Here is a 26,125-nt window from a genome sequence, read left to right as displayed (position 1 = left end):
TTAACTTCGCGTGTCGCTTTTCCAAGTGCGGGATGGCTGTCCAAAAGAAAACCGGCCGCGCCAGGCGCGACCGGTTCAAATTCATAGCAGATGATTAGAACGGCTCAGTTGCTGCCAAAGGCTGTCTGCAACAGGGTCAGCTGTGCCTTGACGCTATTCTGGTTGTCGGGAACGATGGCGGCCTCGGTCGGACGATAGATTTCGCGATCGAGAATGGCGACGCGATTCTGCAGGCGCAACGAGCGCTCGACCAGATCTCGGAACGCTTCCGGCAGATCGTTCCAGCCCGGCGCGCTGCGATCGACGTTGAAGCCGTCGAGACGAACCTTGTTCTTTTCGGCCAGCACCTGGTCACGCGACATTTCGCCATTGTTGACGGCGCGCTGCAAAAGCAGCCAGGACGCCATCTGCATGAGGCGGGTCGTCAGCCGCATGGATTCGGCGGCGTAGAGCACGGAAGCCATGCGCGGCAGAACCTTGGAGGCAGCGCGGCCCTGGCCGTCGAGATAGCCCGCGGTTTCCTCGACCAGCGACATGCCTTCAGAATACAGTGCCCTGAACTGCGCCGAAGACGCGGCATGGCCAGCAAAGCTGATCGTGTTCAACCCAAGTTCCGACATTGAATAAATCCCTGCTTCACGCAACACTTTTGTTCAGGAAAAGCCGGTCAAGTCCCTAAGAGCTTTCGGCATCCGCTTTTATGACTTTAGGATGCTGGTTTTAACTGAAATCCGCAAGGCGATTCTTAAGAAAGGGTTAATCTCCACAGTTTCGATGGAGGTGGTGTCACAGGATGAAAAAAGAAGAGCCGCAAAAGCGGCTCTCAAGGTAAAACAGGGAGAAAAATCAGACCAATTCGCCAAGTGGAGGAACTGTCTGAGTCCAGAGCGAATCTGGATAATTATAGTAATATGTCGTAAAGCTTAATATTCGGTTGAGCATGCCTTGATCGCGAGCTGCGCCGCACGGATCTCGTGCCGCCGCCAAGCGCCTTGGAGCAGTGCTTCAGAAACGGAAGAGGCTCTCCGCCGCCTTGCGTCCGGATGCCTTGGTTTCCATTTCCTCTTGCAGCCGGGCGATCTCGCCCTGGAGCAATGCGATGCGGTTTTTCAGCTCGTCCACGGATAGCAGCGACAGATCGCTGCCTATTTCATGGGCTGACGGCTGCTGCGGACGATCATCGTCGAATAAGCTCATTTCGGCTCCTCCTTTCCCTTTTGGGGGATCAGGTGCCGTAATTTACAGTTATATCGTCCTTTTTTGAAGTCTCACTCCGCGCGAGCGCCATACTCTCCGGCGTGATCATCTGCGCATTGGCTGAAGGCATGGTCGTATAGGCGTCGCGATCGCCCGCCGGCTTGGCGGCTCGCATGCGGCTGCGGAAGATCGAATAGGCCGTGATCAGCACATGAGCGATGGCCGTCACGAAGAACAGCGAGTAGGGGCCGATAGAGGACATGACCGGTCCGCCGAGCGTCGGGCCGATGATGGTGCCGATGCCATAGAGCAGCAGCAGGCCGCCGGAAACCTTGACGAAATCTTCCGATGCGGCGAAGTCATTGGCATGGGCAACCGCGATCGGATAGAGGGTGTTGGCGACCGCGCCATAGATCACCACCATGCCGATAAGGAAGGCGGGATTGCCGGGCTTCACCAGGAAGAGCAGCAGGCCGTCGAGCGCTGCAACGGCGGCCATGCCCGCCAGCACATAGCGGCGGTCGATGCGATCGGAAAGGCGGCCTGCCGGCAGCTGCATGACGGCACCCGCAAAGATCGTCAAGCTCATCATCAGCGCGATATCACTTTGGGAAAGGCCGGCATTGGCGCCGAAGACGGCGCCGAGCGTGCCGTAGGCGCCGTTGGCTATGCCGACGAGCAGGATGCCGATCGAGGCGACCGGCGAATTGCGGTAGAGCGCCTTCAGGTCGAGGCTGACGGCCTTGAGCGGCTGCGGGGAGGCGGCGGTCGATAGCGTGGTTGGCAGCATGGCGACGCAATAGCAGATGCCGCACATCATGAAGAGGATGGGCGTGTGGATGTCGGCAAAGGGAACCATCATCTGGCCGGCAACCGCGCCGATGAGGGTGATGCCGATATAGAGCGAAAAGATTGCGCCGCGGCTCTCATTGGTGGCGCGCTCGTTGAGCCAGCTCTCGATGATCATCGAGGTGCCGGCGGTGCAGAAGCCGGTGACGGCGCGCAGCGCCACCCACCAGATCGGGTCGACGACGATGCCGGTCAAAAGCGCGATGATGGCGATGACGGAAATGAAGCCTGAAAAGGCGCGGACATGGCCGATGCGCCTCACCAGCTTCGGCGCAGTCAGGCAGCCGAGCACGAAGCCGGTGGCCCATGTGGTGCCGAGCAGGCCGAGCGTCGTCGTCGCATAGCCTTCGGCCGTGCCGCGTACGGGCAGCAGCAAGCTATGCAGGCCGTTTCCCGTAAAGAGGAAGAGCGTGCCGAACAGCAGAGCGAGTACGGGCAAAATATTTCTTTTCATGCTCCCCACCTTCATGCGGCTCCGCTTAAGGAACCGATAAGACAGGATCCCGCCCTGCCTGTTTTCACTATTGATTGTGTCCCGGATTGCCGCTATCGGCCTGTAGAAACAGTCTGTTGGCGCGGAAAGATGTCCGTCCTGTGGCGATTACAGCATGAACGCGAAAGCTATGCAGCGGTTTTTGGTCGCGGCGGCTCTCACTCTTGCGAAAATGGGGAAAAAGAGCGTGACAAAAGCCATCGCGGTGCTGCTTCTGCTCGCTATGGCGGTGCACATCATCAAGCCCCTGGGATTGCCGGGACTGAAGCGCCGTGCCGATTTCTGGAAGATCGCGATTTTCGCCTTTGCCATCTGGACGGTGGCGCTGGTCATCAACGAGGCGTTTTAGGGCGTTGTGGGGCTGGGTTCAGGCTTTTAGAAGCTCGCTTGAGGTTGCCTAAAGCCGGATTTCGCCGCGCATGACATGGATGCTGCTGCCCGACAGCAAGACTTCATTTACCGTGCCGGCGGTTTTCTTGACCTCGATGCCGATGACGCTGCGTCTTCCCATCTCCACGCCCTGCTCGATGGTGATTTTCACCTCCGCATCCGGTGCCGGCAGCAGGGAGGTCAGATAAGCGCCGAGGGCCGCGGAAGCGCTGCCGGTCGCCGGGTCTTCCGTGACGTTGTCCAGGGGCGCGAACATGCGGGCGCGGATATGCCACGGATTGTCGGCCGAGCGCACGTAGAGAAAGAGCGAAAAGCCAGTCTCGTCTTCCTTGTGGCGCGTAGCCGCTTCGGCAAAAACAGCCGCATTCGGCCATGCCTTTCCGAGCGTTTCGAGGCTATCCAGCTCCGCCAAGGCAAAGGGCAAGCCGACCGAGGCGAAGGTCGGGGCATGCGTGGCTTTGCGGATCGATTGCGGGTCGATCTGCACGCAACGCGCAATCAATTCGTCGGCAATGGTTTCGCCGATCGTCAGGCTCGCCGGAGCACGTATGCTAGCGCCGGTGACGGCGCCATCAGTGCGCAGCAGCGTTACCTCCACCAGCCCGGCATCCTCCTCGAAGGTCAACCCGTCGCCTGCGGGCTTTCCGAAGATTTCCCGCTGTTGCCCGAGAACGAAAGCGGTGCCGACATTGGGATGGCCGGCAAAGGGGATTTCGGCCGTCGGCGTGAAGATGCGGACGCGGGCGGTATGATCGGGATTTTCCGGCGGCAGCACGAAGGTGGTTTCTGAATAACAAAACTCGGCTGCGATCTTCTGCATGGCGTCGCCGCCAAGGCCGCGGGCATCCGGGATCACGGCCAGCGGATTGCCGACAAAGCGCTCCGATGTGAAGACGTCGACAGTGACATAGGCGACGGTGTTCATGGCGGCCTCCAGAGCTTCGGTAGATCTGCAAGGATTTAGCCGTTGCTCTGCCGAACCTGGAAGCGAGAACTTGTGCCAGTGACAAGTTCGCCAGGGGCCTCTTCAAGAGAAGAGCCCTTTACCCCGACGTTCCAAGCTTGTGGCACGCATCGGGATTGCTTCAATTGTTCTGGAACTGCTTGAGCACGCTGGACCAGAGCTCGACCAACTCGGCACTGCCTATATCGCCGGGCTTGGCACGTACGGCAGTGTGGACCAGGACCAGATGGGTCGTCGGATCGACGAGGATACGCTGGCCGGCTCGACCGTCCAGAAAGAACGTTCGCCGGGGGCCGGGCATCAGCCAGGTTTGATAGCCGTAGCCCCAGGGGTTCGTCTCATGATTGACTGCGAGGAACGAGCCTTGCTTAACCGGCTGCGTCGCATCGAGCAGCCATTGGCGCGGTATGATCTGCCGGCCGTTCAAGGCACCGTCATGGGCGAGCAGCATGCCGAAGCGGGCGTAGTCGCGAAGTGTCGCGCTAAAGCAGCAATAGCCGACCTCCTGGCCCGTGCTGTCGACCTGCCAATTCGCGCTGGCTTCCGCGCCCATCGGCTGCCACATCCGGGATTGGAGATAGTCCGACATCGTCATGTGGGTAGCGTGGGTCAGGACCAGGCTCAGCCCTTCGGTGTCGAGATTGCTGTAGTGCCAGACCGTGTCGGGAGCGGCGACCCGCTTGTCAAATCGCGACACGGCGGTAATCGGGTCGAGTTTTTCCGGGCCGAGCAATGAATTGCTGAGCCGAATGTTGTCGTCGGGATTGCCGAAGTTCTCGGTGAAGGCAATGCCGGAGGCCATATGCAGCAATGCGCGGATCGGCGTGCTGCCCATCTCGGTGCCTTTCAGCTCCGGCACATAGGTCTCTACGGTATCGTCGATCGAATGAATGGAGCCTTCGGAAATCGCAATGCCGATCATCATGCCGGTCAAGGTTTTCGCCAGGGATTGCGAGACAAGGCGGTCGCGATCGGTGCGGCCGTATTGGTAATGTTCGAACAGGATCGTGTCGTTGTGGGCAATCAGCAAGCCCGTTGTGGGATTGGTGTCGAGATATTTCGACAAGGAGGAAGTTTCCGTGCCGAACGTGAACTTGACCGAAACCTCGGATGGGGCGCGTAAGAACGGTAACGGATGCTCGGCGGCGGCAATCGTGTGTGTTGGCGCAAGCTGGTCGGCATGGCTGAAGTTGCCGATCATGTTCCGTTGTTCGCTAAGCGGCAGACCGATGGGATAACCGAGCTTCTCACCGTAAGCCTCTGCGTCCGGTCCGGTCGGGGAAAAGACGGGAACAGCCGTCTGCAACTGTTGGGCGTGAGCAATATCTATTTGAATAACGAAGATTACAGCAAGAACAGCAACAAAACCGCGCCAGGGAAGCATACGACAACCTTTCTATTGAGCCCTCTATTATAAGTGGGACAAGCTTGTGCCGTGCTTCCATAATATGCGTTTGACATGATTATTTTCCGATGTCGAAGCAACTCCATTTTCTTATTGCAGAAGATATGTTTTGCCCAGCGTCAAATATCCGACTGATATTGCCCGAAACTAAAAAAGCCCCGGTCGCATCGCGACCGAGGCTCTGTTCATTCGAACAGCTGCGTCAGATCAAGCAGCCTGTTCGCGGTCCTTCGTCCAGCTGCCCTTGGCGGCGAGATAGTTCATCTCGGCGCGGTGACTGAAGGCGCGTTGGCCGGCGGCGACATTTTCCGGCTTGCCGCCCCAGGCCTTCAGCGCGGCGTCCTGCAGGGCGCGGCCATAGGAGAAGGTTACTTTCCAGGGCAGATCGTAGCCGGAGTTGATGGCGGAGAGATGCGCGGTCGCCTCTTCGGTCGACTGGCCGCCGGAGAGGAAGGCGATGCCCGGCACGGCGGACGGAACGGTTTCCTTCAGAACCTTGACGGTGCGCTCGGCAACCTGTTCGACGGAGGCTTTGCGGACCTTCTTGCCGTCGATGACCATGCTCGGCTTGAGGATCATGCCTTCAAGCTTGACGCGGGCTTCCGCGAGCTCCTGGAAGACGATCTGCAGCGTCCAGCGAGTGACTTCCTCGCTGCGGTCGAGGCTCTGCGTGCCGGGCTCGCCATCCATCAGCACTTCCGGCTCGACGATCGGGACGATCTTCGCCTGCTGGCAAAGGGCGGCGTAGCGGGCGAGTGCGTGGGCGTTGGCCTTGACGGCGCCATAGGTCGGCAGCGTGTCGGAAATGGCGATTACGCCGCGCCACTTGGCGAAGCGGGCGCCGGCTTCATAATATTTCGCCAGGCGATCGGCGAGGCCGTCGAGACCCTCGGTATTGGTTTCGCCGGGGAAACCGGCCAGCGGCTTGGCGCCGACATCGACCTTGATGCCGGGGATGCTGTCTGCAGCCTTGATGATATCGACGAAGGGGGTGCCGTCCGCGGCCTTCTGGAAGAGGGTTTCCTCATAGAGGATGACGCCGGAGATGTACTTCCTCATGGCGTCGTCGGAGCGGAAGAGCATCTCGCGATAGTCGCGGCGGCTCTCTTCTGTGGAAACGAGAGAGATGGTGTCGAAGCGCTTCTTGTTCGTGGCAGTGGATTCATCCGCCGCCAGGAGGCCCTTGCCACCAGCAACCATCTTTACGGCAATGTCTTCAATTCGTTCGCTCATTTTGTTTCTCCAAGGCGATTTCAGTCGGCAACAGGATCAATATAGATCGGCGATAACAGAAGTGTAGAAGGAGGGAAATGGCTGGCTAACTAATTGAAACGATTGAAATGATTTCAACCGTTTGAATGTTTTGGATGTCATCCTAGCACTCATGGAAAAGCCGCGAAAGTCTTGGCTTTCGCGGCTTCCGTCAATCATGGCGCAGAGGCTCGTTTACTTGGCAGACTGCAGAACGGCGACGCCGGGAAGAACCTTGCCTTCCATCCATTCGAGGAAGGCGCCACCGGCCGTCGAGACATAGGTGAAGTCGTCGGCAACGCCGGCGTGATTGAGCGCCGAAACCGTGTCACCGCCGCCGGCGACCGAGGTCAGCTTGCCGGCCTTGGTGCACTCGGCGGCATATTTGGCGACCGCGACGGTGGCGGCATCGAAGGGAGCGATTTCGAAGGCGCCGAGAGGTCCGTTCCAGACCAGCGTCGTGGCGCGGCCGATCCAGCTGTTGACGGCTTCAACAGACTTCGGGCCGACATCGAGCACCATGGCATCGGCCGGGATGGCGTCGATCGCCACGACCTCGTTATCGGCGCCGGCTTTGAATTCACGCGCGATGACGCCGTCTTCCGGCAAGACGATCGCGCAGCCGGCCGTGGCCGCTTCGATCATGATCTGCTTGGCGGTGTCGGCGAGATCGTGTTCGCAGAGCGATTTGCCGACATTGGTGCCGCGCGCGGCGAGGAAAGTGTTGGCCATGCCGCCGCCGATGACAAGCGCATCGACCTTCTTCACGAGGTTCATCAGCAGGTCGATCTTGGTGGAGACCTTGGCACCGCCGACGATGGCGACAACCGGGCGGACCGGATTGCCAAGACCCTTCTCCAGGGCTTCGAGCTCCACCTGCATCGTGCGGCCCGCATAGGCAGGCAGCAAGTGGGCGAGGCCTTCGGTCGAAGAGTGGGCGCGGTGGGCAGCCGAAAAGGCGTCATTGACATAGATATCGCCATTGACGGCGAGCGCATTGGTGAAGGCTGCGTCGTTCTTCTCCTCTTCCTTGTGGAAGCGGGTGTTTTCCAGCAGCAGGATGTCGCCGTTGTTCATCTTGGCAACCGCGTCGGCTGCCGGAGTACCGATGCAGTCCGAGGCGAAAAGAACGGCATGGTCCAGAACCTCTTCGACGGCGGGCACGATCAGACCGAGCGAAAGGTCCGGGGAAGGGCCATCCTTCGGGCGGCCGAAATGGGCAAGCAGAATGACCTTGGCACCCTTTTCGGACAGCTCGAGAATCGTCGGGACGACACGTTCGATGCGCGTCGCATCGGTGACCTTGCCATCCTTGACCGGCACGTTGAGGTCGACGCGCACGAGTACGCGCTTGCCGGTGATGTCGGTGAGATCGTCGAGAGTTTTGAAGGCTGCCATGGGAGGATCCAATGTTGTTGGTGGCGAAAAGTGCGCCGACCATACTACGGATGATCGGAGACGCAAGGCCATTCAGGCGTCGTTTTTTCCGGCATTTGAATCGTTTGAAACGCCGTCTTCCGGGCGTTCCCTGCGCTTTTGCAGATGAGCGCGAATGCTCTTAAAAATATCGTGGAGATTGATGAAGATCGGAAGGATGACGGGCGGCTCCACCGCTTCGAGCGACATGCCGACCGATTGGATGTGATCGTTCTCGTCGAGGTCGCGAACGATGAGGATGATCTCGCCCAGGCGAACGCGATCCGCATAATCGGCCTTGCCACCCAGGCGATGGCGCATAAGTTCGGCGATGGTGAGCCCTTTTTCCTGTTCGCTCAGAAGGCCTGGCCCATAGGCCGCATCGAGATCGGCGGCGGGGCGCAGCGGCGAGATCGAGAAGGCGCCGAAGAATTCGGCATCATCGGGATCGACCGGGGCGCGGCTGGCGAAAAGCCGGTCGAGAAGCCGGGAGTAGTTGGGCGAGATGAAGAGATAGACGATATCGTTTTCGCGCAGGCGGCCGGCATATTGATAACGCATGGATTTGCCGTCGCGCACGACGAGCGAGGGCATGGCCCAGCGCGGTATGCGCTCGCCGCGCAGAACCGGACTATCCTTGACAACACGATAGGACAGAAGTTCGTGGTTGACCGTGCCGGGCAGGTCGACTTCGACCTTGTCGATCGCTCCCATGCGCGGGGGAACGATGAGGCCGAGGCGGCGCGCCATCGGCTTGATGGTCCAGCCCTGGACGAGCAGCGACACCAGCACGACGATGAAGGCGACGTTGAAATAGGTCTGGCCGGCCTGCAGGTTGCCGAGGATGGGCATGATCGCCAGAAGGATGGAGACTGCGCCGCGTAAGCCCACCCAGGCGACGAAGCCGGTCTCGCGCTGGGTGTAATCGAAAGGCAGCAGGCAGAGCCACACGGCGATCGGTCGGGCAATGAAGATCAGGAAAAGAGCCAATGCCACGGCGGGAATGGCAATGGCCGGGAATTGCGACGGCGTGGCGAGCAGGCCGAGGACGAGGAACATGACGATCTGCGCCAGCCAGGTCATGCCGTCCTGGAAGCGCTTGATCGAGGCGGAGGCCGGCATCTTGCGATTTCCGGCATAGATGCCGGCAACATAGACCGCGAGGAAACCGCTGCCGCCGACGGCGCCGGTGAACGAGAAAACGAGAAGCGCCAGCGCCAGCACGAAGATCGGTGTCAGGCCCCGGTCGGTCTCCAGCCGGCTGACGATGAGGACGATCATCATGCCGCCGAGCAGACCAAGAATGACGCCAAGCCCCATCTGCTGGACGAAGGTAGCGAGCATGGCGAGGTTGATGCCGGCATAGCCTTCGCCGCTTGCCAGCAGCTCGACCAAGGCGAGCGTCAGGAAGATCGCCATCGGGTCGTTGGTGCCGGATTCGACTTCCAGCGTCGAGCGCACCTTGTCGCGGATATTGATGCCGCCGATGCGCAGCAGGAAGAAGACGGCGGCCGCATCCGTCGAGGCGACGATCGAGCCGAGCAGCAGGCCCTGCAGCCAGGTGAAGCCGAGCAGCCAGGTGGAAGCGAGACCGAAGAGCGACGCCGTGACGATGACGCCGACCGAGGCAATGGTCAACGCCGGTGCCGCGGCAAGCTTGAAGGCCTGGATCGGCGTGCCGTAGCCCGAATCGAAGAGGATGATGGCAAGAGCCAACGAGCCTAAGATATAGGCGAGATAATTGTTAGAGAATTCGATGCCGAGCCCGTCGGTGCCGGCGGCAAGCCCGATCATGAGGAACAGCAGCAGCAAGGGTGCGCCGAAACGGAAAGCAATAAGGCTGGAGAAAGCCGCAATGAGAATGAGGACCGTGCTGACCAGCACGATGACGTAAAATGCCTCCACCTTTTTCTTCCCCTTTTCCGCGCGCCGCTGTCAGGGCCTAAAGCCCGGAATACGGAAATCCCTTCGTCGTCCCATCATGCAGTCTTGCCGGCCATATTGGCAAATATGGCCTCGTTCAGAGGAGAGCCTTATAAGTGAAGCTTCGCTCCGACGATTGCGACGTCATGGTGTGATGCGCTTTTGCCAGAACGGCGAAGCGGCTTGGAATGCCCTGGGAAACTTTCCGACTCAAAATTTATTGGTAAATCTGGACCATAGCAGGGCAGAGGGAGCAAAGATTGGGGCGTTTTTAGGGGCAATTGCGATTGGGCTACTGAAACCCCGGAATGCATTTCGAAATCTACAATAAATCACCTTACCGCCCGAAACGGTTAAATTGATGAATAGCGAATGACGTGCTCATGATGCCTTGGGCCACACCGAAAGGCTTGTGCGTGGACTTCAACGGCGCCCATGCCGATGTCGAGCTCGATGCCGATACGGCCGCTCAAACATCCGCGCGCGTGAAATAGATCGGATAGTCGATCACCAACCCATCCTCGTCGACCGGGAGATCGACGGTGAAATCCCTATCTTCGGCGGCGTAGCGATAGAGTTTCTCCGGCACGATGCAGGTATAGTGCTGACCGTCGCGCACCGGCTCGAACGTGTCGAATGGGATATAGAGCATGGAGAGCTTGGCGGTTCCGCTTTCCGGCGTCATCTCCAGCCGGCGGATCGGCAGGCTGTTGGTGAAGGGCGAGCCGTAGAGATCGATATCGACGCAGCCATCGAATTGCGGCAGAGCCGCGCCGTCCTCGGTGCGCCAATGTCCCTTGCCGTCGGATATCAGGGCGAGACGGCGCCCATCGGTGGTTTCGACGGAGAAGGAAAGAACGGCCCAATCGGCGGAACAGTCGATGCGGTAGGAGACGCCGTAGGGTGTGCCGCCACGGCCACCAATAATAATGCCGGCGGCGCGGATGGCCGCGACGCCGGCATTGTCGATAGGAACGATCGTGAGATGCTCCAGCCCGTCTCCTTCCATGGGACGCCAGCGGACCGTCGTCGGAAGGAGCGGGCGGAAGGCCATGATCAGATCAGCTTGGCAAGCGCGACGGCCGTGTCGGACATGCGGCTGGAGAAGCCCCATTCGTTGTCGTACCACGACAGGACGCGCACGAAGCTGCCTTCCATGACCTTGGTCTGGTCGGTCGCGAAGATCGACGAGTGGCTGTCATGGTTGAAGTCGCGGGAAACCAGCGGCTCGTCGGTGTAGCCGAGGATGCCCTTCAGCTTGCCGTTCGCTGCAGCCTTGATGGCTTCGTTGATTTCGCCGACCGTCGTTGCCTTCTTGGCCACGAACTTGAAGTCGACAACCGAGACGTTCGGGGTCGGAACGCGGATCGACGTGCCGTCGAGCTTGCCCTTCAGGTGCGGCAGAACGAGACCAACGGCTTTTGCGGCGCCCGTCGACGTCGGGATCATGGACAGGGCTGCGGCGCGGGCGCGGTACAGGTCCTTGTGCATGGTGTCGAGCGTCGGCTGGTCGCCGGTGTAGGAGTGGATTGTTGTCATGAAGCCGTGGTCGATACCGACGGCGTCGTCGAGAACCTTCACAACTGGCACCAGGCAGTTCGTGGTGCAGGAAGCGTTGGAGATGACCAGGTGCTCCTTGGTGAGCTGGTCGTGGTTGACGCCGAAAACGACGGTCAGGTCGGCGCCGTCGGCAGGAGCCGAAACGATGACGCGCTTGGCACCGGCCGTCAGGTGGGCGGCGGCCTTGTCGCGGGCGGTGAAGATGCCCGTGCATTCCATCGCGATGTCGACGCCGAGATCGCGGTGCGGCAGGGTTGCCGGGTCCTTGATCGCCGTGACCTTGATCGGCTTGCCGCCGCCAACGATGATCGTGTCGCCTTCGACCTTCACTTCGGCGGGGAACTTGCCGTGGATGGAATCGTAACGCAGCAGGTGAGCATTGGTCTCGACCGGGCCGAGGTCGTTGATGGCAACGACTTCGATATCGGTGCGGCCGGATTCGACGATTGCACGCAGAACGTTACGGCCGATGCGGCCAAAGCCGTTGATAGCAACTTTTACAGTCATTGAAATTCACTCCCGTTCACTCAGGGTGTTTATCTATTGGATTTGAGAGCGCTTGTCAGCGCCCTCAGGAAAGCTTTGCCTCGGCGGCAGCAACAACGGCCTCCGTCGTGATGCCGAAGTGCTTGTAGACGTCCTTGTACGGAGCCGAAGCGCCGAAGCTCTTCATGCCGATGAAGGCGCCTTCCGGGCCGATGAAGGCATCCCAGCCCTCGCGAACGCCGGCTTCGACAGCGACCTTGACCGGCGAATTGCCGATGACATCCTTGCGGTAGGCGTCCGGCTGCTCGAAGAAGAGTTCGGTGCAGGGGACGGAAACGACGCGCGTGGAGACGCCCTTGCCTTCCAGAACGGCGCGAGCGGCGACGGCGAGTTCGACTTCGGAACCCGAAGCGAAGATCGTTACCTTGGCGTCGGCATTGCCTGCCAGCGTGTAGGCGCCGAGTTCGCAGAGGTTCTTCTCGCTATATTCCGTGCGAGCGGCCAGCAGGTTCTGACGGGTCAGCGCGAGGCCGGACGGACGGTTGGTGGTCTTGATGGCGATCTGCCAGCATTCGGCCGTTTCCGTGGCGTCCGCCGGGCGGAACAGCTGGAAGTTCGGGATGGCGCGCAGGCTGGCGACCTGCTCGACCGGCTGGTGGGTCGGGCCGTCTTCGCCGACGCCGATGGAATCATGCGTCAGGACGTGGATGGCGCGGATGCCCATCAGGGCTGCGAGGCGGAGGGGCGGGCGGCAATAATCCGAGAAGATCAAAAAGCCGCCGCTGTAGGGGATGAGACCGCCATGCAGGGAGATACCGTTCATCGCGGCGGCCATGCCGTGCTCGCGGATACCCCAGTGCATGTAGCGGCCGGAGAAATCGGTCGGGGTAATCGACTTCATCTGGCTGGTCTTGGTGTTGTTCGACGGCGTCAGGTCGGCGGAACCGCCAAGCGTTTCCGGAATGAAGCCGTTGATGATTTCGAGAGCGTCTTCCGAGGCCTTGCGGGTCGCAAGTGTCGGCTTGGTTTCGGCAAGCTTCTTCTTGTAGTCGCTGATGGCGGTATCGAAGCCGGCGGGCAGCTCATGGGCGAAGCGGCGGTTGAATTCGGCTTTCCTGGCCGCATCGGCGGCGGCAAGGCGGCCTTCCCAGGCTTCGCGGGTGCCGATGGAGCGCTCGCCGGCGGCGCGCCATTCACCGAGGATGTCGTTCGGGATGACGAAGGGCTCGTAGGGCCAGTCCAGTGCGACGCGGGTGGCGGCGATTTCCTCGGCGCCGAGCGGCGAGCCGTGAACCTTGTGGGTGCCCTGCTTGTTCGGAGCGCCGAAGCCGATGATCGTCTTGCAGGCGATGAACGTCGGGCGGTCGGACTTGTGAGCCGCTTCGATGGCGGCGCTGATGGCGGCCTGGTCGTGACCGTCGATTTCGATCGTATTCCAGTGAACGGCCTTGAAGCGGGCGACCTGGTCGGTCGAATCCGAAAGCGATACGGCGCCGTCGATGGTGATGGAGTTATTGTCCCAGAAGAGGATCAGCTTGTTGAGCTTGAGGTGGCCGGCAAGCGCGATCGCCTCATGGCTGATGCCTTCCATCAGGCAGCCGTCGCCGCACATGGCATAGGTGTAGTGATCCTGCAGGTCGGCGCCGAATTCCTCGCGCAGCTTGCGTTCGGCGATCGCCATGCCGACGGCATTGGCAATGCCCTGGCCGAGCGGGCCGGTCGTGGTTTCGATGCCGGTGGCGTGACCATATTCCGGGTGGCCGGCGGTCTTGGAACCGAGCTGGCGGAAGCGCTGCAGCTCATCGATCGTCATGTCCGGATAGCCGGTGAGGTAAAGAACCGAATAAAGCAGCATCGAGCCGTGGCCGGCCGACAGGACGAAACGGTCGCGGTCCGGCCAACGGGGGTTCTTCGGGTCGAAGCGCAGATATTTGCCAAAGAGAACGGTGGCGACATCAGCCATCCCCATCGGCAAACCGGGGTGACCGGAATTGGCCTTCTCGACAGCATCCATGGCAAGGAAACGGATCGCATTCGCCATCCGGTCGTGTTGTTCGCGAGAGTTCATGGGTTTTTCCGCAGTGTTCCGGGTTCGGGGGATGGCCGCACGCCGGGGAGGGAGGGCCATCGGTTGAAAGGCAGCTGAAGGGGCGACGCTCTTCCGAACGTCATTTCCAACGTCGCCTCAGGCGGCTGAGACATAGCAGTTGGGACGAGCAAGTCAACAAATCGAGGGCTCAATCCGGCCCTTCCGCGGCAATTTTTTAACATTTGCCCGTTCACTTTTACAAAAGACGACAATGATGCGACAAGGCCTGTGTAGTCGGCAAAGGCGGCCTTCATCCACAGAATAGGGGGGGTGCCACATGACAGCCTTTATTGACGTGCTGTTGCTGAGTTGAATATTGTTGCGAAATCAGACAAGTGGCCGGATGTTTTGATTCGGGCCTTGCGCGGAGAAGCGAAGGGTATGACACCTTCAGGCAAAACGGTGGACGCGGCGCTCGCCCAATTGCGCCAGGCACTCTCGACTTTGGAGAGCGCCGTCGATGGACGGTTCGAGCGGGAACGGGCACAGAGCGATATAGAAGGCGAGGTCCGCAGGGTTCACGCCGATCGCTCCCGGCTTGCCCAGGAATTGGACCAGGCCGAGTTCCGTGCGAACCGGCTCGAGGAGGTCAATCGTGAAGTGTCGCGCCGGCTGGTTACGGCGATGGAAACCATAAGAGCCGTGTTGGACCGCTGATCCCTCGGGAGGCAGCCGTCGCAGCGCGGCAGTGATCGGAAAGTCGAATGGCGCAAGTAACGGTAACGATCGACGGCAAAGCCTACCGGATGGCCTGCGAAGAGGGGCAGGAAGACCATCTGACGGATCTCGCCAATCGCTTCGATCGCTACGTCATGCATTTGAAAAGCCAGTTCGGCGAAATCGGCGATCTTCGGGTCACCGTCATGGCCGGTATCATGATCATGGACGAGGTGTCGGAACTGACGCGCCGGGTCTCCGCGCTCGAAACGGAACTGGAATCCCTGACCAGCAATCGCGATACGACGCTGGCCGCCAATGCGCGCGCGGAGGAAACACTGGCGAGCGTCATCGACGAGGTGACGACACGCATTCACGGCATCACCGAGAAGCTTCTGGCACGGCCGAGTGTCGAGGAGGCTTAAGTTTATTTCTGCGGATGCCAGCTACGGGCCTCTGGTGCGTTGACTTAATCCGCTCTATATAGCTTGGGCGGTCTGCGCTTCCCGACAGGAACCACAATCCCTGGGGCCATACTCGATCCAAAGGGAGCTGTCCCTGACTAGGCCTGTGGGCCTGGACACACGGCGCCCACCTACGTTTGTAGGCACCCAGGATCGTAAACATCCATCGGTCGTCGTGGATCGCTCTCAAATTTCCGGCTTATGGCGAATTTTCCGGCCTATGGCAAAGGATGGCGCCGCGCAGTTCTTCCGCCGCGCTGACGCCGCTCCTCCTCCCCCTTAACCTTTCGACCGCAGGTAGGCACCGCGCTCGAGTTCCGCGCGGTTCGTCGCGCTGCGCAGCCGCAGCAGGTCCTTGCGGGCGATCAGGCCCATGAGGCGGCCGGTCTGGGCCTCGACGACGGGAACGCGTCCCGTATCAGCCTGGATCATGATATCCGCGACGCGTCCGACGGTGTCCTCGGCATGAGCGACGGGAATGGAGGCATCCGAGATCACGTCGAACAGCGATTGATCCATCAGATCCGGCTCGCTTTGCCAACGCAGGGCATCGGCGCGCGAGATCATGCCGACCAGGCGTTCGTTATCCCCGACGACCGGATAGAAGCGGTGGGCATCCGGTTGTTCCGTCATCCGCGCCAGCGCTTCCGACAGGCGCATGGAGGCAGGCAGGGTATCCACCTTGGCGATCATGATGTCGCGGGCGCGGGTGAGCTCGAACGGGTCGATGCCGTATTCGCGGGTGATGTGCTGGCCGCGACGGGCGATCTTTTCCGTTAGGATTGATCGTTTCAGCAGCAGGACGGTGACGGCATAGGCCGCGACAGTTGCCGCAAGCAGAGGCACCATCGCACCGGTGTCCCCCGTCAGTTCGACGGCGAAGAAGGTGCCGGTGAGGGGTGCGCGCATCGTGCCGCCCATCATTGCCGCCATGCCGAGCAGCGCCCAGAAGCCGGGATCGCCGGGCAGGATGAGGCCGACGAGCCAGCCAAGCGCGCCGCCGAGGATGAGCAGTGGCGCCAGAACGCCGCCCGAGGTGCCCGAGGAAAGTGCCACCAGCCAGATGCCGGCCTTGACCAGCAGGATCGCCAGCACCGCGCCGGCGGCGATGTGGCTGTGCAAGAGATCGGCGATGATATCGTAACCGACGCCGAGCGCGCGCGGCTCGATCAATCCGCCAAGCCCGACGATGAGGCCGCCGAGTGCCGGCCACCACATCCAGTGGATCGGCAGCTTTTCGAAGGCATCCTCGATCTTGTAGAGCAGGGTGGTCAGCAGGCCGGATTGCAGTCCCGAGACGATGCCGAGGCCGGCGGCGAGCACGACGCCCCACCAGGAGAGCGACATATCGAAATGAGCGGGGAAGAGCGCACCGCTGCCGATCAGCAACGGACGCCAGACCACCGAAACGCAGGCGGCGACGGCGACCGGAATGAAGCTGCGCGGCTTCCATTCGAACAGCAGCAATTCGACGGCGAGCATGACGGCCGCGATCGGTGTGCCGAACACCGCCGTCATGCCGGCTGCGGCGCCGGCGACGAGCAGGGTCTTTCTCTCGGCCGCGCTCATATGAAAGAGCTGTGCGAAGAGCGAGCCGATGGCGCCGCCCGTCATGATGATCGGGCCTTCCGCACCGAAGGGGCCGCCGGAGCCGATCGAGATCGCCGATGACAGGGGCTTCAGCACCGCCACCTTCGGCGACATGCGGCTGCCGCCGATCAGGATCGCCTCGATGGCTTCGGGAATACCGTGGCCGCGGATCTTCTCCGAGCCGTAACGCGCCATCAGGCCGATGACGATGCCGCCGAGAATGGGCGCGGCCACCATCCAGGGCGAGCGTGCCACCATGGTAAAGGAGAGCGGCTCCGTGCTGATCTTGAACAGCCAGACGGCATTGCTGACGAGTGCGATGAGATTGATGAGCACCCAGGCGGCGAACGCGCCTCCGGTGCCGACCACCAGCGCCATGGCAATCAGCACCAGGACGCGCTTGTCCGTGGTGAAATCGCCATTGTCCTTGCGGGAGGCCCAGCCGGAGAAATCGTGACTGTGATTTTGTGGGGTGGGGGTGTTCTGCATTGGGGCCTTCTGTGCCAGAGCGCTTTCGCTATTCGAAGAAAAGCGAAAGCGCTCTATTTTCCTGTTTTACGCATTCCGGACGGAAAACCGCTGCGCACTGTTCCTCGGAATGCTCTGAGCGCGCGGCCGGCCTTCAGCCGCTCCCCGCTTCGAGATGGCAAATATATCGTAATGCGATATAAATCAACCAGAGCGCATCGCGATCTCCAAGATTCGCTTCGGCACTTTCGGTCCTTGATCTTGAGCATGCCGTTGCTGCAAAACTGCTGAACATTTTGCGCGGCATGCTTTAGGACCGCGAACTGCGGCAACAGGGACGATTTGATGGTGCGACGTTTGGACAAAACCCTTTCTCAGGCGGATTACGAGGCGCTGGCGACGCTGCGCCATACCCTGCGCAAATTCATGGACTTCAGCACCTCGGCGGCGTATGAGGCAGGCTTGCCGCCGCAGCAGCATCAGGCATTGCTCGCCATCAAGGGGAACGGCGCCGGCGAGGCGATGACCATCGGCATGCTGGCGGAAAAGCTGCTGATTGCGCCGCATACGGCGACTGAGCTCGTGGGGCGGCTGATCGATGGCGGCTATGTCACCCGTCATCCCGATCCCTCGGACAAGCGTCGCCAGACCCTGCAATTGACGGAGAAATCCGAGGAGGTTCTTCAAGCGCTGAGCTCGATCCATCTGGTCGAAATCCGGGAAATGGCACCGAGACTGATCGAAATCCTCACACAGCTTCAGGCGGATGCTCGCAACAGCTGAGGACGCCATCGCTGCCGCTGGCTGGCGATGACGCGTTTTCGCGCTTCGAAGAAAAGCGGAAAGGCTTGCGGGATTACTGGCCGAGGCGGATGCCGCCGTCGCAGATCAGCGTGTGACCGCTTGTGAAGCCGTTGCCGATCAGGAAGGCGATGGCTTCGGCGATCTCCCGTGGGCTGCCGACGCGGCCAACCGGCGTGCGCGCTGCGAAGCCGGCAAAGGTCGGCTCTTTCTGCTCCGCGGATAGGAAATCCCACCAGGGCGTATCGACGACGCCCGGGGAAACGCAGTTCACCCGGATGGGTTTGAGTTCGACGGCGAGGATCGGTGCCAAAGCGGCAATGGCGGCATTGATGGCTCCGAGTCCGGCGGTTCCGGGCATGGCGGCCTGCGCCGAGACAGCGGAGACGAAGGTGATGCTGCCCTGTTTCGAAAGATGAGGAAGGCAAGCCTGGGCACAGGCGAAGTGCGCCAACGTCTTCTGCTCGAAACCTTTTTTGACATCGGCAAGGTCGACGGAGGCGAAGGGACCAGCCCCATTTCCGCCGCCCAGTGCCAGGACAAGATGATCCAGCGGCCCGATTGCCTGGAAGGTTTCGACAAGGCCGGCAAAGTCGGCCGCATCCATGACGGTGGCGGTGACATCGCCATTCAGGCTTTGTGCGGCGGCCTGAAGCTTCGCCGCGTCACGACCCGTGATCGTGACCCGATATCCTTTTTCGAGAAGATGGGCGGCGGCCGCAAGGCCGATGCCGGAGGAACCGCCGATAATAACTGCGTGTTGAGACGACATGGATCTCACCTTTCTGGGCTGAGTCTAGGCTGAGGAAGTTGCAGGGAGGTGGCCGGTCAGGCGAGGCGGGTGAGACTTTGGCTGAGTGTCCGCAGCTTCTGTCGCGCGGTCGCATCATAGGCCTGAGCGGTGGCGCGGGACGGGCGCAATCCGTCGTAATAAAGGCCCGTACGCCCTTCCAAGGCGTTGCCGATAACCAGATTGAGGATGGCATCGGCGCCCTGATCGACGGAGCTCAGCGGTGCGACACCTGCCTGGCGCACCATGGTCGTGTTCATATAGGTTGCCGGATGCAGGCAGTTGACGGTGACGCCGGAGCCGGCCAGCTCTTCGGCAAGATCAAAGGTTAAGATGATCTGCGCCAGCTTGCTCTGGCAATAGGCGCGCACGCCACTATAACCGCGGGTCAGCATGACATCGGAGAAGTCGATGGCCTGTTGACCGGCCGAGGAAACATTGACGATGCGGGCGGGAGCGCTTGCCTTCAACAGCGGCAGGAGCCGGCGCGTCAGCAGAAAGCCGGCGAGATAGTTCACCGCAAAGCGCAGTTCATATCCATCGCGGCTTTCCTGGCGTCCTGTGCCGCCGCCGCTAGTGCCGATGCCGGCATTGTTGATCAGGACGTCAAGGCGCTCATGGTCGCGTTCGACGGCATCGGCAAGTGTGCGGACCTCGTCCAGCGAGGAGAAGTCGGCAAGATAGATGGCCGCATTGCCGCCTTTATCGCGAATGCCGGAGACCACCTCGTCGGCCCGTGCCCGGTTGCGGCCGTGGACCAGTACCTTGGCACCTGTCTCCGCCAGTCTTTCCGCAACCCGCCGGCCGACGCCATCGGTCGAACCCGTGATCAGGATCGTCTTACCGCTCATGTCCATCGAAAACAGCCTCCATATAGCCTACGTCCAATACTTTGGCAGCTTGCAGAGGCGACAAACAGTTCCGACTTTATCCTAGTATTAATCCTGCTATGATGGGCGATGACCATCAATCAAAACCAGACCATCCTCGAAGCGAGGCGTCGCGAATTCGCTGCCTTCCTGCGTTCTCGCCGAGAGAAACTGACCCCGGCAAGCGTCGGGCTTCCGGTGGGGTTTCGCCGCCGCACGCCGGGGCTCAGGCGCGAGGAGGTGGCGCTGCTCGCCGGCGTCGGCACCACCTGGTACACATGGCTGGAGCAGGGCCGGGACGTGCGCGCCTCAGCGGAGGTTCTTTCGGCGCTGGCCGATGCGCTGCGCCTCGATCCGGCCGAGCGACGGCATCTCTTTACACTCAGCGACCGGCCAACGGCCGAGGTTCCGTCGCGCGGACCCGAGGATGTGCCGGACGCGTTGCTGCGCATGCTTGCGAGCCTCAAAGGCCAACCCGCTTACGTTCTCGGCCGGCGCTGGGATGTGCTGGCCTGGAACGCAGCGGCAGTCGCGATATTCGGCGATTACAGTCGGCTGCAGGGCGATGCGCGAAACAGCATCCACCGGGTCTTCACCGATCCCGCCCATCGGCAACTATTGGTCGATTGGGAGATCGTGGCGGCGAATTCGCTGGCGATGTTTCGTGCCGATAGTGCCCGTTATGCCGGCGATCAGGATTTCGAGCGGCTGATCACCAGTTTGACGCAGGCAAGTCCGGAATTTCGCGCTTGGTGGCCGAGGCAGGACGTGTTGCGGCCGCTGACCGGTCATAAGCGCCTCCGCCATCCCGAAGGTGGCCTCATGACGTTCGAGTATACCGCGCTTGCCGTCATGGATCGCGCTGATATGAAGCTCGTGGTCTATACCCCGCTCGACGGGGATGGAACGAGTGACAGGCTGGAGCAACTGTTACGGAGGGCGGGCGCGGCATAGTCCCTCTTTCGTCGACCGCAGCCATCATTTCTCGTTTCAGCCTTCCAAATCGCTTTTCAGCCGGTCGAGGATCGATAGAGCGTGGCCGGCATAGGCGCTGATCCAGCGATCGTGGACCTGCTTGATCGGCAGGCTGTTCAGATGGTTCCAGCGCTCGCGTCCGTCCTTTTTGGCGATCACGAGGTCTGCTTCCTCCAGCACTTTCAGATGCTGCATGACAGTACACCGGTCCATATCCGTGAAGGCCTCGCAGAGCATTCCCGTCGTTCGCGGCGCATCCTTGAGCATATCCAGGATTTCGCGCCGGCGACGATGGGCGAGTGCCTTGAAGATGAGGTCGCTATCCGATTCGTTTGACATGTTATATTTTTATAACATAATGAGGCTGCTCGCAATGGAGCGATAGCGACTGACAGATAACGGAGGAGATGTCATGGCATTGAACGTTCGGATATCAGGACGGATTGGCCGCAGGGTCGACGAGGTCTTCGATGCGGTCGTCAATCCGAAGAAGCTTTCGAGCTATTTCACGACAGTCGGCGGCGCCAGCGCCCCGCTTGTGGCGGGAACGACGGTCATCTGGTGGAAGAATGCGCCCGTCGAGGTCAATGAAGTGGAGGAAAACAAGCGCGTCGTCTTTCACTGGGAAGGCGGTACCGGTGAGGACTGTGTCCGCTACAGGACGAAAGTCGAGATGACGTTTGATGCCTTGGACGATGGCGGCACGCTCGTCGTCATCGAGGAATCCGGCTGGCGCGAGGATGAAGCCGGCCGTCGCGGCACCTATCTGAATTGCGAGGGCTGGACGCAGATGCTTTGCTGCATGAAGGCCTTTGTCGAATATGGTATCAACCTGCGCGAAGGCTTCTTCCTCAGCGAAATGCGTGGCGAGCCGGCGGAAGCGCCGGATCGTTGAAGGAATTCCAACATCGTCAAAACATGCTTCCGGCTCGCCCGCACCAACCGTACCTGCGGCCGCTTTCATTTTGCTGAACGATTTGTTTCGGATAGTTTGCCGGTGTGTGCGGCGATGCTCGACCGCACGGCCGCCCCGGGAGGTGACCAGGCCGCGGATTCCTGATAGGGAGCAACATTCCGTGGGGAATGGGAAGATCACTTTTGTGTGTGGATAAGCTCAAAAGCCGGCTGAATGACAAAATCCTTTAAATAATAACAGATTCATTGGTGGTGGAACGGGGCCTGCGCCAAAATTGCCTAAATTCAGAAGGATGGGAGCGCGCGTCATAACGGGCCTGTCGAAAGAAGTGTATGCGGCAACACGAAGACACATCGTCGGTGTTACTGGACATTCTCAGCAATCGGGACCGGCGAAGGTCACTATAAACAGGTAGAACATGTCGAGCCCAATCGATCTCGAAAATGCCGATGAGGAATTGGAAGAGCGTGGCGGTTTCGTCGGTTTGCTGAACCGCTATCGCGCGCTGATCATCGCCGTTCTCACCGTCGCCGTCTTCTGCATTGCTGCCTATGCGATCTACGACCTGACCAATGAAGTGCGCTATGACGATGTCGTTCACGCCTTGACGACGACGAAGATCTCTTCGGTGCTGCTCGCGCTGCTGTTCACCGGCCTGAGTTTCGCTTCCCTGATCTTCTACGACCAGAACGCGCTTGAATATATCGGCAAGCGGCTGCCATTCCCGCATGTGGCGCTGACCTCCTTCAGCGCCTATGCGGTCGGCAATACCGCCGGCTTCGGTGCGCTCAGCGCGGGCGCGATCCGCTATCGCGCCTATACCCGGCTCGGCCTGTCGCCCGATGACATCACCCGCGTCATCGCCTTCGTCACGCTCGCCTTCGGTCTCGGGCTGGCGGCCGTCGGTGCCATTGCGCTGCTTGTTATCGCCGATGAGATCGGCCCGCTGATCAATGTCAATGGATTGTGGCTGCGGCTGATCGCCATCCTCATCCTCGCCGCACTTGCTTTCGTCGTCTATGCCGGCCGCAACGGCCGCGAGGTGCGCATCGGGCCGGTCGCCGTTCGCCTGCCGGATTCGCGCACCTGGTCACGGCAATTCCTCGTAACCGCCTTCGATATCGCCGCATCGGCCTCCGTGCTCTACGTGCTGCTGCCGGAATCCTCGATCGGCTGGCCGGGCTTCTTCGCCATCTATGCCATCGCCGTCGGTCTTGGCGTGCTCAGCCATGTCCCGGCTGGCTTCGGCGTCTTCGAAACGATTATCATCGCCTGGCTCGGCAGCTCCGTGAACGAAGATGCGGTTCTGAGTTCGCTGGTCCTCTATCGCGTCATCTACAACGTCATCCCGCTCGTCATCGCGATTGCCGCGATCTCGGTGGCGGAGCTGCGCCGTTTCGTCGATCATCCCGTCGCTTCGAGCATGCGCCGCATCGGCGCGCGTCTCATGCCGCAGCTGCTGTCGGCCTTTGCGCTGCTGCTCGGCATGATGCTGGTCTTTTCGAGCGTGACGCCGACGCCGGACCAGAACCTGATCGTGCTTTCCGGCTATCTGCCGCTGTCGCTCGTCGAAAGCGCGCATTTCCTGTCGAGCCTTCTCGGCCTTGCGATCATCGTCGCGGCGCGCGGTCTCAGCCAGCGTCTCGATGGTGCCTGGTGGGTCTCTACCTTCTCGGCGCTGCTGGCGCTGTTCTTCTCGCTGCTGAAGGCCATCGCCATCGTCGAAGCCGGGCTGCTCGCCTTCTTCGTCTTCAGCCTCGTCGTCAGCCGTCGCCTGTTCAAGCGGCCGGCCTCGCTGCTCAACCAGACGCTGACCGCGGGTTGGCTGACGGCGATTGCCGTCGTCTGCATCGGCGCTATCGTGGTCCTGTTCTTCGTCTACCGCGATGTTGGATACAGCAACGAGCTCTGGTGGCAGTTCGAATTTGCCGACGAGGCGCCGCGCGGCCTTCGCGCAGCGCTCGGCATTTCCATCCTGTCCTCGGCGATCGCGATCTTCAGTCTGTTGCGTCCCGCGACAAAGCGGCTGGAGCCCGTGACCGACGATGCGGTGACGCGTGCCGTGGAAATCGTCCGCAAGCAAGGCATTGCCGACGCCAATCTGGTGCGCATGGGCGACAAGAGCATCATGTTCTCGGAAAAGGGCGATGCCTTCATCATGTATGGCAAGCAGGGCCGTTCCTGGATTGCGCTGTTCGATCCGGTTGGCCCGCGCCAGGCGCTCCCCGACCTCATCTGGCGCTTCGTCGAGGCTGCGCGAGCCGCGGGCTGCCGCTCGGTGTTCTACCAGATTTCGCCGGCGCTTCTGTCCTATTGCGCGGATGCCGGGTTGCGCGCCTTCAAGCTCGGCGAATTGGCCGTGGTCAACCTCGCCAATTTCGAATTGAAGGGCGGCAAATGGGCCAACCTCAGGCAGACCGCGAGCCGTGCGGTTCGCGACGGACTAGAATTTGCCGTTATCGAGCCTCAAGATATACCCGCAGCCATGGATGAACTTACCCATGTGTCGGACACATGGCTCGCCGATCACAATGCCAAGGAAAAGGGCTTTTCGCTTGGCGCGTTCGATCCGGATTATGTGTGCTCGCAGCCGGTCGGCGTGTTGAAAAAGGATGGTAAGATCGTCGCATTTGCGAATATCCTGATGACGGAGACCAAGGAGGAGGGGTCCGTCGACCTGATGCGTTTTTCGCCCGATGCCCCGAAGGGGTCGATGGATTTTCTGTTCGTGCAGATCCTCGAATACCTCAAGGGACAGGGCTTTCAGCGTTTCAACCTCGGCATGGCGCCATTGTCGGGCATGTCGAGACGGGAATCGGCGCCGGTTTGGGACAGGGTCGGAGGAACTGTCTTCGAGCACGGCGAACGCTTCTACAACTTCAAGGGGCTTCGTGCCTTCAAATCCAAGTTCCATCCCGAATGGCAGCCGCGCTACCTGGCTGTTTCGGGAGGTGTTAGTCCAATGATCGCGTTGATGGATGCCACATTCCTCATCGGAGGCGGACTTAAGGGGGTCGTGAGGAAATGATCTTGAAATACGCAATGTCGTTGGCTTTCGCAGGCATGGTGTCGCTGGGCCTTTTCGCATCAGGCCCGGCCCGGGCTGAAGCCGACGATGCCAAATACGATCTGGGCATGATCCCCGCGCCGCATATCATGCGCCCGCAGGGCAAGGTGACGAGCGAAGTCGTTCTGATTTCCGATCTTGCCGGCTGGAGCGACAAGGAAAAGGCGGTTGCCGATAAACTCGTCGCCAACGGCACGCTGGTTATCGGCATCGATTACCCGTCCTTCCTGGCTTCGCTCAACAAATACGACGTCAGCCAGAACGACGGCTGCATCTATATCGTCGCGGATCTGGAATCGCTGAGCCAGCAGGTGCAGCGCTCCTTTGCCGACAGCACCTATCAGCAACCCGTCATTGCCGGCGTCGGCGCAGGCGGCGCCATGGCGCTGACCATTACCGCCCAGACGCCGGATGCCACGGTTGCCGGGACGCTGGCCGTCGATCCGGCCGCCGGTATCGGTCTGAAGCAGGAGCTCTGCACGCCGGCCGAGAAGAAGACCGATGGCGATATGGTGTCCTTCGGACTTCAGGAAGGCGCGTTGCCCAATCCGATCCTGGTGACCTTCACGCCGAATGCACCGAAGGACGGGCGCGACCATGTCGAAGAGATCCGGAAGGAACATCCCGAGGTCCAGTCGACGGATTCCGACAATGCCGATGCCTATGCAACGCTCGAGGCTTCGCTCGCCGATCTGATGAAGTCGATCGACAGCTCCAAGTCGCCGCTCGGCCTTCCCGTCGATGTCATGGAAACGAAGCCGACCGAGGATACGCTTGCGATCGTCTATTCGGGCGATGGCGGCTGGCGCGATATCGACAAGGAAGTCGGCAGCTATCTGCAGGATCAAGGCATCCCCGTCGTGGGCGTCGACTCGCTGCACTATTTCTGGTCGGAGCGTGACCCGCAGCAGACGGCCGACGACCTTGCCCGGATGATCGATTTCTACACCAAGCGCTTCAAGGTCAAGCATGTGGTGCTGGTGGGTTATTCCTTTGGCGCCGATGTGTTGCCGGCGAGCTATAACCGCTTGAAGCAGGCCGAAAAGGACAAGATCGTCCAGATGTCGCTGCTGTCGCTGTCGCAGAAGGTCGATTATGTGATCTCGGTCATGGGTTGGCTCGGCGCTTCGAGCGAGGGCAAGGGCGGCGATCCCGTCAGCGATCTCAAGTCCATCAATCCGAAGATGGTGCAGTGCGTTTACGGCAAGGACGATGACGAGGATGTCGCATGCCCGCTGTTGAAGGGCACCGGCGCCGAAGTCATCGCCATGGATGGCGGTCACCATTTCGACGACGACTACGAGGCCTTGGCGAACCATATCATCAATGGCCTAAAGAGCCGTCTCGGCGAATAGAACCCATGGCGCAGCATCCTTGCTTGCCGCGCGTTTCTTCCGTCCTTCCCCGTTACCGCAGGTAGATGCCTTTTCTGGATGTCCGGCGCAGCATTCGTTTGCTTCTTGCGGCAGCTGCCGCTAGTCGGGAAGGTACATAGCATGAGCACC

Annotated in this window: 23 protein-coding genes and 1 other RNA gene; 9 read left to right on the top strand and 15 right to left on the bottom strand. The window is 60.7% G+C overall.

Annotated features, from left to right (window positions below; translation table 11 throughout):
- Positions 1-104: 104 nt before the first annotated feature.
- The 3 genes from HGP12_RS05620 to HGP12_RS05610 form a co-directional block, all read right to left on the bottom strand.
- A complete protein-coding gene (locus tag HGP12_RS05620) occupies positions 105-620 on the bottom strand; it encodes a DUF1465 family protein (protein WP_168838217.1) in 516 nt (171 codons plus the stop codon).
- 385 nt (positions 621-1,005) lie between these two features.
- Positions 1,006-1,197: a DUF1192 domain-containing protein gene (locus tag HGP12_RS05615; protein ID WP_168838218.1), complete on the bottom strand. Its 192-nt coding sequence runs from the start codon at positions 1,195-1,197 to the stop codon at positions 1,006-1,008.
- Between the two features lie 28 nt (positions 1,198-1,225).
- Positions 1,226-2,500, bottom strand: coding sequence for an MFS transporter (locus tag HGP12_RS05610; RefSeq protein WP_168838219.1), 1,275 nt, complete (start codon positions 2,498-2,500; stop codon positions 1,226-1,228).
- A gap of 226 nt (positions 2,501-2,726) precedes the next feature.
- Here HGP12_RS05610 and HGP12_RS05605 point away from each other — a divergent pair, with 226 nt between their 5' ends.
- Positions 2,727-2,888: a hypothetical protein gene (locus HGP12_RS05605; protein WP_168838220.1), complete on the top strand. Its 162-nt coding sequence runs from the start codon at positions 2,727-2,729 to the stop codon at positions 2,886-2,888.
- Positions 2,889-2,936: 48 nt separating this feature from the next.
- Here HGP12_RS05605 and HGP12_RS05600 read toward each other — a convergent pair whose 3' ends face one another.
- The 8 genes from HGP12_RS05600 to tkt all read right to left on the bottom strand — a co-directional run bounded on the left by HGP12_RS05600 (position 2,937) and on the right by tkt (position 14,002).
- Positions 2,937-3,854, bottom strand: a complete 918-nt coding sequence (locus tag HGP12_RS05600; RefSeq protein ID WP_168838221.1) for a PhzF family phenazine biosynthesis protein — start codon at positions 3,852-3,854, stop codon at positions 2,937-2,939.
- 160 nt (positions 3,855-4,014) lie between these two features.
- Entirely contained in the window at positions 4,015-5,199 is a 1,185-nt protein-coding gene (locus HGP12_RS05595; protein ID WP_246703255.1) for a serine hydrolase domain-containing protein, read from the bottom strand.
- A gap of 306 nt (positions 5,200-5,505) precedes the next feature.
- Positions 5,506-6,531: a class I fructose-bisphosphate aldolase gene (locus HGP12_RS05590; protein WP_168838223.1), complete on the bottom strand. Its 1,026-nt coding sequence runs from the start codon at positions 6,529-6,531 to the stop codon at positions 5,506-5,508.
- A gap of 213 nt (positions 6,532-6,744) precedes the next feature.
- Entirely contained in the window at positions 6,745-7,947 is a 1,203-nt protein-coding gene (locus HGP12_RS05585; RefSeq protein WP_168838224.1) for a phosphoglycerate kinase, read from the bottom strand.
- Positions 7,948-8,019: 72 nt separating this feature from the next.
- Positions 8,020-9,870 (bottom strand): potassium/proton antiporter, encoded by a 1,851-nt coding sequence (locus HGP12_RS05580; protein WP_168838225.1) that lies wholly within the window; start codon positions 9,868-9,870, stop codon positions 8,020-8,022.
- A gap of 487 nt (positions 9,871-10,357) precedes the next feature.
- On the bottom strand, positions 10,358-10,942 hold the full coding sequence (locus HGP12_RS05575) for a putative glycolipid-binding domain-containing protein (RefSeq protein ID WP_168838226.1): 585 nt from the start codon (positions 10,940-10,942) through the stop codon (positions 10,358-10,360).
- Positions 10,943-10,944: 2 nt separating this feature from the next.
- Positions 10,945-11,955 (bottom strand): type I glyceraldehyde-3-phosphate dehydrogenase, encoded by a 1,011-nt coding sequence (gene gap, locus HGP12_RS05570; RefSeq protein ID WP_168838227.1) that lies wholly within the window; start codon positions 11,953-11,955, stop codon positions 10,945-10,947.
- A 64-nt stretch (positions 11,956-12,019) separates the two neighbouring features.
- A complete protein-coding gene (tkt, locus tag HGP12_RS05565) occupies positions 12,020-14,002 on the bottom strand; it encodes a transketolase (RefSeq protein ID WP_168838228.1) in 1,983 nt (660 codons plus the stop codon).
- Between the two features lie 402 nt (positions 14,003-14,404).
- Here tkt and HGP12_RS05560 point away from each other — a divergent pair, with 402 nt between their 5' ends.
- The 3 genes from HGP12_RS05560 (at position 14,405) to ssrS (ending at position 15,330) form a co-directional block, all read left to right on the top strand.
- Positions 14,405-14,680, top strand: coding sequence for a DUF4164 domain-containing protein (locus HGP12_RS05560; protein WP_015341018.1), 276 nt, complete (start codon positions 14,405-14,407; stop codon positions 14,678-14,680).
- A 47-nt stretch (positions 14,681-14,727) separates the two neighbouring features.
- The gene (locus tag HGP12_RS05555) at positions 14,728-15,105 is read left to right on the top strand and encodes a cell division protein ZapA (RefSeq protein ID WP_168838229.1); all 378 of its coding nucleotides are present in this window, start codon (positions 14,728-14,730) and stop codon (positions 15,103-15,105) included.
- Positions 15,106-15,171: 66 nt separating this feature from the next.
- A non-coding RNA gene (gene ssrS, locus HGP12_RS05550) (6S RNA) lies at positions 15,172-15,330 on the top strand.
- Positions 15,331-15,423: 93 nt separating this feature from the next.
- Here the strand turns inward: ssrS and HGP12_RS05545 are convergent.
- Positions 15,424-17,223, bottom strand: a complete 1,800-nt coding sequence (locus HGP12_RS05545; protein WP_168838230.1) for a chloride channel protein — start codon at positions 17,221-17,223, stop codon at positions 15,424-15,426.
- 324 nt (positions 17,224-17,547) lie between these two features.
- Here HGP12_RS05545 and HGP12_RS05540 point away from each other — a divergent pair, with 324 nt between their 5' ends.
- Positions 17,548-17,985, top strand: a complete 438-nt coding sequence (locus HGP12_RS05540; RefSeq protein ID WP_168838231.1) for a MarR family winged helix-turn-helix transcriptional regulator — start codon at positions 17,548-17,550, stop codon at positions 17,983-17,985.
- 73 nt (positions 17,986-18,058) lie between these two features.
- Here the strand turns inward: HGP12_RS05540 and HGP12_RS05535 are convergent, their stop codons facing one another.
- Together HGP12_RS05535 and HGP12_RS05530 are read right to left on the bottom strand one after the other, a co-directional pair.
- The gene (locus HGP12_RS05535; protein ID WP_168838232.1) at positions 18,059-18,775 is read right to left on the bottom strand and encodes an SDR family oxidoreductase; all 717 of its coding nucleotides are present in this window, start codon (positions 18,773-18,775) and stop codon (positions 18,059-18,061) included.
- 56 nt (positions 18,776-18,831) lie between these two features.
- Positions 18,832-19,650: an SDR family NAD(P)-dependent oxidoreductase gene (locus HGP12_RS05530; protein ID WP_168838233.1), complete on the bottom strand. Its 819-nt coding sequence runs from the start codon at positions 19,648-19,650 to the stop codon at positions 18,832-18,834.
- A gap of 102 nt (positions 19,651-19,752) precedes the next feature.
- Between HGP12_RS05530 and HGP12_RS05525 the strand changes: the two genes are divergently transcribed.
- Complete coding sequence (locus HGP12_RS05525; protein WP_168838234.1) at positions 19,753-20,616, top strand: helix-turn-helix transcriptional regulator; 864 nt, start codon at positions 19,753-19,755, stop codon at positions 20,614-20,616.
- Between the two features lie 36 nt (positions 20,617-20,652).
- On the opposite strand, the gene HGP12_RS05520 is transcribed toward HGP12_RS05525, so the two are convergent.
- On the bottom strand, positions 20,653-20,976 hold the full coding sequence (locus HGP12_RS05520) for an ArsR/SmtB family transcription factor (protein ID WP_168838235.1): 324 nt from the start codon (positions 20,974-20,976) through the stop codon (positions 20,653-20,655).
- Positions 20,977-21,049: 73 nt separating this feature from the next.
- Here HGP12_RS05520 and HGP12_RS05515 point away from each other — a divergent pair, with 73 nt between their 5' ends.
- From HGP12_RS05515 to HGP12_RS05505, 3 genes are all read left to right on the top strand, one after another.
- Positions 21,050-21,532, top strand: a complete 483-nt coding sequence (locus HGP12_RS05515; protein ID WP_168838236.1) for an SRPBCC domain-containing protein — start codon at positions 21,050-21,052, stop codon at positions 21,530-21,532.
- Positions 21,533-21,971: 439 nt separating this feature from the next.
- The gene (gene mprF / locus HGP12_RS05510; RefSeq protein ID WP_168838237.1) at positions 21,972-24,581 is read left to right on the top strand and encodes a bifunctional lysylphosphatidylglycerol flippase/synthetase MprF; all 2,610 of its coding nucleotides are present in this window, start codon (positions 21,972-21,974) and stop codon (positions 24,579-24,581) included.
- Complete coding sequence (locus HGP12_RS05505) at positions 24,578-25,975, top strand: virulence factor family protein (RefSeq protein WP_168838238.1); 1,398 nt, start codon at positions 24,578-24,580, stop codon at positions 25,973-25,975. Before mprF ends, HGP12_RS05505 begins: the two co-directional genes overlap by 4 nt.
- Positions 25,976-26,125 lie beyond the last annotated feature (150 nt).

It is taken from the genome of Rhizobium sp. P28RR-XV (genome assembly GCF_012641385.1).
GTDB lineage: Bacteria > Pseudomonadota > Alphaproteobacteria > Rhizobiales > Rhizobiaceae > Rhizobium.
The sequence above is the reverse complement of the archived record's forward strand: the minus strand, read 5'-3'. Positions and strand labels throughout refer to the sequence as shown.

Excerpts from the sequence above, each read along its gene's own strand:
- HGP12_RS05620 (WP_168838217.1), bottom strand. The coding sequence starts at position 620 with ATGTCGGAACTTGGGTTGAACACGATCAGCTTTGCTGGCCATGCCGCG.
- HGP12_RS05515 (WP_168838236.1), top strand. The coding sequence starts at position 21,050 with ATGGCATTGAACGTTCGGATATCAGGACGGATTGGCCGCAGGGTCGAC.
- HGP12_RS05545 (WP_168838230.1), bottom strand. The coding sequence starts at position 17,223 with ATGCAGAACACCCCCACCCCACAAAATCACAGTCACGATTTCTCCGGC.
- HGP12_RS05585 (WP_168838224.1), bottom strand. The coding sequence starts at position 7,947 with ATGGCAGCCTTCAAAACTCTCGACGATCTCACCGACATCACCGGCAAG.
- HGP12_RS05540 (WP_168838231.1), top strand. The coding sequence starts at position 17,548 with ATGGTGCGACGTTTGGACAAAACCCTTTCTCAGGCGGATTACGAGGCG.
- HGP12_RS05590 (WP_168838223.1), bottom strand. The coding sequence starts at position 6,531 with ATGAGCGAACGAATTGAAGACATTGCCGTAAAGATGGTTGCTGGTGGC.
- tkt (WP_168838228.1), bottom strand. The coding sequence starts at position 14,002 with ATGAACTCTCGCGAACAACACGACCGGATGGCGAATGCGATCCGTTTC.
- gap (WP_168838227.1), bottom strand. The coding sequence starts at position 11,955 with ATGACTGTAAAAGTTGCTATCAACGGCTTTGGCCGCATCGGCCGTAAC.
- HGP12_RS05610 (WP_168838219.1), bottom strand. The coding sequence starts at position 2,500 with ATGAAAAGAAATATTTTGCCCGTACTCGCTCTGCTGTTCGGCACGCTC.
- HGP12_RS05615 (WP_168838218.1), bottom strand. The coding sequence starts at position 1,197 with ATGAGCTTATTCGACGATGATCGTCCGCAGCAGCCGTCAGCCCATGAA.
- HGP12_RS05535 (WP_168838232.1), bottom strand. The coding sequence starts at position 18,775 with ATGTCGTCTCAACACGCAGTTATTATCGGCGGTTCCTCCGGCATCGGC.
- HGP12_RS05555 (WP_168838229.1), top strand. The coding sequence starts at position 14,728 with ATGGCGCAAGTAACGGTAACGATCGACGGCAAAGCCTACCGGATGGCC.
- HGP12_RS05520 (WP_168838235.1), bottom strand. The coding sequence starts at position 20,976 with ATGTCAAACGAATCGGATAGCGACCTCATCTTCAAGGCACTCGCCCAT.
- HGP12_RS05560 (WP_015341018.1), top strand. The coding sequence starts at position 14,405 with ATGACACCTTCAGGCAAAACGGTGGACGCGGCGCTCGCCCAATTGCGC.
- HGP12_RS05575 (WP_168838226.1), bottom strand. The coding sequence starts at position 10,942 with ATGGCCTTCCGCCCGCTCCTTCCGACGACGGTCCGCTGGCGTCCCATG.
- HGP12_RS05505 (WP_168838238.1), top strand. The coding sequence starts at position 24,578 with ATGATCTTGAAATACGCAATGTCGTTGGCTTTCGCAGGCATGGTGTCG.
- mprF (WP_168838237.1), top strand. The coding sequence starts at position 21,972 with ATGTCGAGCCCAATCGATCTCGAAAATGCCGATGAGGAATTGGAAGAG.
- HGP12_RS05530 (WP_168838233.1), bottom strand. The coding sequence starts at position 19,650 with ATGGACATGAGCGGTAAGACGATCCTGATCACGGGTTCGACCGATGGC.
- HGP12_RS05525 (WP_168838234.1), top strand. The coding sequence starts at position 19,753 with ATGACCATCAATCAAAACCAGACCATCCTCGAAGCGAGGCGTCGCGAA.
- HGP12_RS05600 (WP_168838221.1), bottom strand. The coding sequence starts at position 3,854 with ATGAACACCGTCGCCTATGTCACTGTCGACGTCTTCACATCGGAGCGC.